The following is a 7,816-nucleotide window of genomic DNA, read 5'->3' as shown; positions in this document are numbered from 1 at the left end:
TTATAAATATGACTACACAACAATCATAAAAAACTCTAACACATTATTTTTAAACACTTTAAACAACAACACCCTTCATAAACCCTGTGAAAACCTTTGGTTTACTTAATTCTCATACTTGCTTACTCAACAATAAACACACTTTCTACATTCAGAAAATGTAAAGCCAGGTAAATACACGACTTTTATATTGAATCTGGAGTTGGTTCAGATGGCTATCATTATGCTTACCTCCATCATGACCTGAAAAGGATGCATTATGATTCGTAAAACTGCTGCGTTAACCATGTTGTTATTTTCTATTTCCTTCTCCGCTTCTTCGGCGACAGAAATTAAAAACAATGAAGCAAAGGCTTATCAGGAAATAGGTCACATTTCAGTTTCTGGTAAACCGTCTTCAGAAGAAGCGGTTGCCGCGATAAAAACGCGAGCTGAAGAATCTGGAGCAGATTACTTTTCGATTGTAAGACTAACCACCCCTGGTGATAGCAGTAAATGGAGTGCAAATGCGGTGCTTTATAAATCCCAGTAACTCTATTTTATTTAATCACCGGCATCACCGATATGGGATGTCTGTTCTTACCAGGAGAGAGATATGCGAATCTGGACGCTGACACTGTTTATTTTTATTGCTCCGGGAAGCATTGCTCTGGCAGCAACAACGGTTCCTCCTACCCTTTCTGAACTTCAACAATATGCACTCAAAAATAATATCAGCTCACCCGATCAGCAAGCGCAATTGAGCTCACTAATAGGAGGCTCAGAATCCGCTGACGCGCTGTTATTTAACAATCCGGTCATCGATGGGAATAGCGGAAAAAGACGTTCTGTGGCGGGTAACCCTGACAATATTCAACAAACTGAATGGGGCGCGGGTGTTTCCCAGACATTTGAAATTGCGGGGCAACAAGGATACCGACAGGAATCAGCTCAATTCTCCATGAGTGCCTTCCGGGAGGAGTCGCTGGATACGCGAAATCAGGTATTGCTGACCACATCAACGCTGTTCTACCAGATTGTGACTTTGCAGGAAAAAGTCCGTCTGGAAAGAGAGGCCGTTGAGTTGTTTTCTCGAGCAGAACTTGTGGTGTCCCGGCAACGGCAGTCAGGTAGTGCCACCCGCCTGGATAACAACGTTGCCACCATTGAGCGCCAGCTTGCCAATAACCAGTTACTAACCGCCCAACAAGACTTAAAGGACACCCGCAACGAACTTGCGCGTTTTTTGCTGACCTCTGAAGACGCGATACCTGAAATGAAAGGGGATTTCGACACAACCGCCAAACCCCTCCCCTATACCTACGCTTCTCTGGGGTCGCGGCTAGAAAAGAGCCCTAAACTCGCGGCGCTGGAATGGCAGGAGAAAAGTGCCATTGCTGAGCTGGAACTCCAGAAAGCAGCTCGGATCCCGGATGTCACCCTTGGCGTCAGCTATTCGCAGGATGGGCCGGATGACAGCCGTGAAGATCTGACCACCTTATCGATTTCCGTACCGCTTCCACTATTTCAGCGAAACGAGGCGGGTATCGGGCAGGCGACCACCGCGGTGACGCGTTCACGTCTGGCCATCAACACCGCTAAGAATGAACAACAGCAAACTCTTAAAAATCAATGGGACAAGCTGAACAACCTGAAAGACAGGGTACGGATCCTCAATCAACAGGTCCTGCCAGCTACAGACATGAACAAACAGCTCACCCTGCTGGCACAGGAAAATGGGCAAAGCAGCCTGCCAGATGTTTTGCTGACCAGCCAACAGATCCTGAATGCCCAACGCACCAGGCTAGACACACTTCTCGAGTACCAGACAACGCGTCTGAAACTAGAAAATATCGCTAACTGGAGTGGACAGGAGCTCCCATGACTCAGAATAATGCGCAGTACCGCCGTTTGCCATCCGCACTGTATTTTATTGTTTTTGTAGGTTTCTTTTCCCCAGCAGTCAGTGCATCACCCGACGATTCAGAAGAAGCGGAGACTGTGTCTACTCCGAAGGAAGTCCTGCTCGAAACTATCGGCCCTGCCCCGATGACCAACGAGTTTCGAGCGCTGGCCACCATCCAGTTAGATCCCCAACGTTCAGCCACCATTTCTTCGCGGATAAACGGCTGGATCACTTCTGTTAATGCTCTTCCGGGTAAAAAAGTGAGTAAAGGAGACACTCTCGCGACCCTGGACAGCATACAGCTTCGTGATGAAAACAATGTCGTTAAGCAGGCCAGGGCAGCACTCAATGCCGCCTCTGAACTGCTCAAGCGTAAACAAAAAATGATGGCAGAAGAGATAATCCCTCGCAACGATCTGACTGCTGCGACGCTTGCTTACCAGCAAGCAAAAGCCGAGTTTGATGCGGCGCAGGCCCGACAAACATTATTCGGCTCCAACGGTAAATCAGCTTCGCTGTCGACAATTACCGCCCCCTTCAGCGGCACCGTTCTGACCACAACGGCCCGCCAGGAGCAAGCCGTCACCCCCGCAGACGTTCTGTTTACCCTCAGTGATCTGAGCACCGTACTGATTACTGCCAATGTGCCGGAATCTCAGGTTCGTTTCCTCGAGCCAGGAGCCACGGTGCGTATTCAGGCCAGTGCCTGGCCCGACGAAACATTTTCCGGTCAGATTGTGAGTACTGCCGGCACCCTTGATTCCTCATCCCGCACCCTTGCGACCTATATTGCCGTCAATAACGAGGATGGACGTCTGAAACCGGAAATGCAGGTCACCGCTTATGTCCGTTATAACCCCCCTAAGCCAGTCATCAGCGTACCGGACTCTGCATTAACACTGATGGATGGCAAGTCGTCGGTATTTGTCGCAAATGGTGAAAATAAATATCAACCCGTCCAGGTTACGACCGGGAAAAAGGGTCTGGACAGGACAGAAATTACCAGTGGGCTGAAGCCCGGGGACCGTGTGGTTGTTAACCAGACTTACGATCTGAAATCCCGACTGCTTATCGCAGAAACGGCTGGCGGGCACTAAGGAGACACACATGCTCGGTTCGTTGATAAACCTATCTCTGAAATACAAGCTGCTGATCATTGTGTTGTTTATGGCCGTTGTCGGCTATGGCGTCATGGCATTCCGAAGCGTCCCCGTGGACGCCTTCCCCGATGTGACGCCGGTGCAGGTGAATGTCTATACAGAAGCTTCTGGCCTGGCCGCCGAAGATATTGAAAAGCTGTTCACCGTTCCGGTAGAAAGCAATATGGCCGGGTTACCCAATGTGGAACAAATCCGTTCAATGTCATTGGCGGGCCTTTCCTACATCAGTATCAATTTTAAAGACAACACGGATATTTATCTTGCTCGCCAGTGGGTCAGTGAAAAACTTCAGGAGATCGGGGACTCGCTCCCGGCGGGGTACAGCCCACCAGTGCTGGGAGCCAACTCCTCCGGACTGGGGCAAGTTTTCTGGTATACCCTGGATGCGGGTAATTCCGGCCTCAGCACCATGGAATTACGTTCACTCCAGGAATGGACCATCAGGATGATCCTGAAAACGGTGCCAGGTGTGGATGATGTGGTTTCATGGGGCGGAAATGAAAAACAGTATCAGGTCACCCTCGATCCGGAAAAAATGGCGCTGTACAACATCACGCTGGCCGACGTGCTCCCGGTGCTTGCAGGGAATAACCGCCAGGCCGGTGGACAAAGCGTCAACATCGGTGAGGAACAGTATCTGGTTCGGGGTTATGGCCAGCTGGAAAGTCTTTCCGATATTGCAGGTCTGCGCATCACAAGTGCCGGTAACCACCCAGTCTATATTCGGGATATCGCCAAAGTGGAGTTCACACCAGCCGTTCGTGCAGGTGCGGTCACCCAAAATGGGCAGGAAGTCGTCATGGGGATGGTTCTGTCGCGCATTAACGAAAATGCCAGTGATGTCGTTAATGGTGTAAAGGACAAAATCTCAACAGTGGTGAATTCACTGCTGCCTGAAGGTGTCACGCTGAAAACGGTTTATGATCGAACAAACCTGGTTGATCTGGCGCTGAAAACGGCACAAAGCGCGCTGCTGGAAGGGGCTTTGCTGGTTGCCATTGTCCTATTTTTGTTCCTCGGGGAACTCCGTTCAGCGCTGATTGTGATTATCACTCTGCCCGGCTCCATGCTGATAGCCTTTATTCTGATGCAACAATTCGGCTTGTCAGCAAACCTGATGTCGCTGGCAGGTCTGGCTATCGGTACCGGCATGATGGTGGATGGTGCAGTGGTCATGGTGGAGAATATCCATCGAAGGCTGGCGCTCAATCATGCCAGTGGCGCGAAAAACAGCTTCGCGCTGCAAATCCAGGAAGCCGCCAGGGAAGTGGCGATACCGGTGGCCTTTGCGATTTTAATTATCGTCGTGGTCTTTACTCCGCTGCTAACGCTCGATGGGCTTGAAGGCAAGCTGTTCCGCCCGATGGCGCTGACGATTATTTTCGCGATGCTGGGGTCGTTAATTCTCTCGCTGACCATCGTACCTGTGCTGTCGTCGCTGTTGCTCAAGCCCGCACATGAAAATGAAACCCGCATAGTCAGATGGATTACTGCAGGCTACCAACCGTTACTGAACAAAGTGTTATCACGCAGGAAAGCGACAATAAGCATCGCGCTGACCGCGTTTTTGTTTTCCCTGGCACTGTTTCCATTTTTGGGGAAAAGCTTTATGCCCCAATTACAGGAAGGCAGTCTGATGTTCAGGATCACTTCCATTCCATCCACATCACTGGACAGTACGCTGGCACTCTCGCGCAAAGTTTCTGATGATATTCGTGGCCAGTTCCCTGAAGTGAAAGATGTGGTCGCCACCATTGGACGTGCCGAAAAAGGCGAAACCGCAGACGTCAATTCAATGGAGGTTTTGTTGACGATGAACCCGCGGGAAAACTGGCCTGAAGACATTTCTTATGACCAACTGGCCCGTAACATCCAGGCGGTTCTTGAAGAAAAACATCCAGGGGCATTGTTCAGTGCAACACAGCCGATTCAGATGCGTGTCGATGAACTGATTTCGGGGATCCGCGCCACTCTGGCCCTGAAAATTTATGGACCGGACAGCGCCACACTAGATTCCCTGAGCCAGCAAATCCAGGCCACACTGAATAAAATCCCGGGCGTAGAAGAACTTTCAACGGAGTCCAGCAAGGGTAAACCCCAGGTGATTATCCGCGTCGATCGTGAAAAAGCGGCGGGTTATGGCATCAATACCAGCGACATCATGGATGTGGTGGAGTCCGGTATTGGCGGTGCGAGCATCTCGAGCATCATCGAAGGAACCGCTCGTTTTGATCTGGTGACCCGATTTAGCGCGCCTTACCGGGAGTCTGTTTCAGCTATCAGTGCCATCCCGCTACGTGGGGCGTCAGGCCAACTGATTTCGCTGTCGCAGGTTGCGGATATTGAGCTGGCTGAAGGGTACGCCTTCCTGCGCCGGGAAGGGCTACAACGTTACGTCGTGCTACAGATGGAAGTTGAAGGGCGTGATATTGACGGCTTTGTGAAGGAAGCCAGCCAGGCCATTGAGAAAAACAACCCGCTACCGGAGGGATACTGGAGCACCTGGGGTGGAGCCTTTGAAAATCAGCAACGCGCGATGGGCAAACTGTCTGTGATTCTGCCGCTGACCATTGGGCTGATCTTTATTCTGCTCTACACCGCATTCGGAACTCTGCGACATGCCACACTCATCATCGCGAACGTTCCGTTTGCCATGACGGGAGGAATTCTTTCCCTGTTCCTGAGCGGACAATATATGTCGGTCCCTTCCTCGGTCGGATTTATTGCCGTCTTTGGTGTCTCAATGCTCAACGGGATTGTGATGGTGTCATTCTTTAACGAACTGAGACAACAAGGAGCCAGTATCCGCGATGCTGTCCGGCTGGGTGCGGTTCAGCGTCTGCGTCCAGTATTGATTACCGCGACGGTCGCGATACTGGGGCTGATCCCAATGCTGCTTTCCAGCGGCGTCGGTGCCGAAGTACAGCGTCCATTAGCGACGGTGGTGGTCGGAGGGTTATTAACGTCCACAGCTCTGACATTATTCTTGCTGCCGCTGCTGTATGAAATGACGGAGAACTGGCATATGAAGCGCAATGCTGCTGCCCAAAAGGAACTGGATGCTCAATAACTAGCAACAAATAACAACGGGGAATATCTTACGATATTCCCCGTTAATTTTTATAACCGCTTATTGCAGCAGAGAAATATCCGCAACCTGCAAGAGCAGCTCGCCATTCTCAGCTAGCTATGAATCAGCAAGACGAAAATCGCTGGTTTTGTACTGAACTGATTTTAGGACAGAGTGACATCTGTTGGAGTAACTTCTTATAGCTTTCAGTATCACCCGAAGAATATACACTACTGGCGTTATTTCCTTAGCATGCTTGATGATTCAGAATTATTCCCTTGGGCCAATTCCTGTTCCAGTAGGTTTTATTGAATTCGAATGAACCCATCCATCTACAGTCTCTCCATTTTTTTTGAAAAATATAACAGATAAAAACCCTTTGTATTCTGAATACACATCAACTAAATCCCCGTGAATTATAAAAAGGTCTTTTATCTTACATCTCTCATCAGGAGCACTATAGAAATAAACTCGAGCATTATCACTCACAACATAACCTGACTCAGATGTAGAGATGACGTTTTGGTATATTTCTGCACGAGAATTAATATCATGACACTCTCCCCACGAAGAAAATGAACATACTAAAAAAAATAAAAGCAATAGAGTCTTCATCGTCACCCGCCCTCTCATCATACTAATCACTTTATTTGCAAAATTTGAATCTGTTGTATGCCCTACACTCTATAATACTAACAGTATTTTGAATATTTTCTGTAGCAAATAAACTCATAATCATGCATTTCACTGACAGCCAAGGGAATTTTCTTTATCACTCTGTAATTTACTGGCTAAATCACTCAAGTTATCAGTCTTTGTTTTGATACAATTGTATCTGTACTCCTTATTTAATTTCACATTGAATACAGCCACCCCCTGTTCTTTTTTGTTATCTTCGTATTTACTAAATATGAAACATTTATATTCACCATTAATAAAACTTATCTCCAAATAATCAGTTTGGAAGCGAGAGCAATGATTATAGCGAAATTTATTGTATGCAGGTGAGTTTGAGCTAAATTCAAACCTGACTTTATCCCCTGCCATCCTATAAATTAACCGATTATTTGCCATGCTCAAGGTTGCAGCCCCTTTGATAGTATTGCAAGAAAAATACTCATTTGTGCCAGGATTAGAAATATCTGATTGGGAATTATATGCCCCCTTATTTACTGAAGCGATGCCTTTCTAAGAGAATAGCTAAGACATAATCATCATCATTTTGAAATTTGAAGTAATTCCCGGAATTATCAGTCTCACTTTGAGCAACTGCTTTTATAGCAGCAACTTCACAAGATAAGCTCATAACCGCTGACTGATAGTCAGAGTCATCTATCGTGTCCCCTTCATAGAAAGTTATAAATTCCAGAGGCTCCAATTTTCCATTAATGGGTGTAACTGGAAGAGAAATATTGCTCAAAGCATCCAAAAATACCACCGGATGCATATGCCGAGGCTTCACTGCTGCGGATCTCCGGCACATCCTTCAACCATTCACTGTAATGTTTCACCACCAGACGTTGTACCTGTGATGCTGGATATCAGGCTGGTACCGCCATAGCTCATTGGCATCAATCAAACCATCCTGATTCATATCCATCTGCTGAAGTAACTTCTTATAGCTTTCAGCATCTCCCGACGAATAGGTGTCATCGGCATCACTTCGGGTCAGCTCTTCCAGCCGACCAAACGTCTGACGCA

Annotated in this window: 8 protein-coding genes; 4 read left to right on the top strand and 4 right to left on the bottom strand. The window is 48.0% G+C overall.

All coding sequences use genetic code 11. The features are described from left to right. The first annotated feature begins 259 nt into the window (after positions 1 to 259). The 4 genes from MES37_RS22480 (at position 260) to MES37_RS22465 (ending at position 6,115) form a co-directional block, all read left to right on the top strand. Entirely contained in the window at positions 260 to 532 is a 273-nt protein-coding gene (locus tag MES37_RS22480; RefSeq protein ID WP_064542609.1) for a DUF1471 domain-containing protein, read from the top strand. A 63-nt stretch (positions 533 to 595) separates the two neighbouring features. Then, the gene (locus tag MES37_RS22475) at positions 596 to 1,864 is read left to right on the top strand and encodes a TolC family protein (RefSeq protein WP_237932684.1); all 1,269 of its coding nucleotides are present in this window, start codon (positions 596 to 598) and stop codon (positions 1,862 to 1,864) included. Then, on the top strand, positions 1,861 to 2,982 hold the full coding sequence (locus MES37_RS22470; RefSeq protein WP_064542604.1) for an efflux RND transporter periplasmic adaptor subunit: 1,122 nt from the start codon (positions 1,861 to 1,863) through the stop codon (positions 2,980 to 2,982). Before MES37_RS22475 ends, MES37_RS22470 begins: the two co-directional genes overlap by 4 nt. A gap of 10 nt (positions 2,983 to 2,992) precedes the next feature. Then, complete coding sequence (locus MES37_RS22465) at positions 2,993 to 6,115, top strand: efflux RND transporter permease subunit (RefSeq protein ID WP_064542600.1); 3,123 nt, start codon at positions 2,993 to 2,995, stop codon at positions 6,113 to 6,115. Positions 6,116 to 6,385: 270 nt separating this feature from the next. On the opposite strand, the gene MES37_RS22460 is transcribed toward MES37_RS22465, so the two are convergent. From MES37_RS22460 to MES37_RS22445, 4 genes are all read right to left on the bottom strand, one after another. Next, entirely contained in the window at positions 6,386 to 6,730 is a 345-nt protein-coding gene (locus MES37_RS22460) for a hypothetical protein (protein WP_157092920.1), read from the bottom strand. A gap of 129 nt (positions 6,731 to 6,859) precedes the next feature. After that, positions 6,860 to 7,189 (bottom strand): hypothetical protein, encoded by a 330-nt coding sequence (locus MES37_RS22455; protein WP_064542597.1) that lies wholly within the window; start codon positions 7,187 to 7,189, stop codon positions 6,860 to 6,862. Positions 7,190 to 7,280: 91 nt separating this feature from the next. Next, positions 7,281 to 7,577: a hypothetical protein gene (locus MES37_RS22450; RefSeq protein WP_237932683.1), complete on the bottom strand. Its 297-nt coding sequence runs from the start codon at positions 7,575 to 7,577 to the stop codon at positions 7,281 to 7,283. 45 nt (positions 7,578 to 7,622) lie between these two features. Beyond that, a partial coding sequence (locus MES37_RS22445; protein ID WP_237932682.1) for an EF-hand domain-containing protein occupies positions 7,623 to 7,816 on the bottom strand: 194 nt, incomplete at its 5' end.

It is taken from the genome of Buttiauxella sp. S19-1 (genome assembly GCF_022134725.1).
GTDB lineage: Bacteria > Pseudomonadota > Gammaproteobacteria > Enterobacterales > Enterobacteriaceae > Buttiauxella > Buttiauxella ferragutiae.
This window is presented reverse-complemented; position numbering and strand designations above follow the sequence as displayed.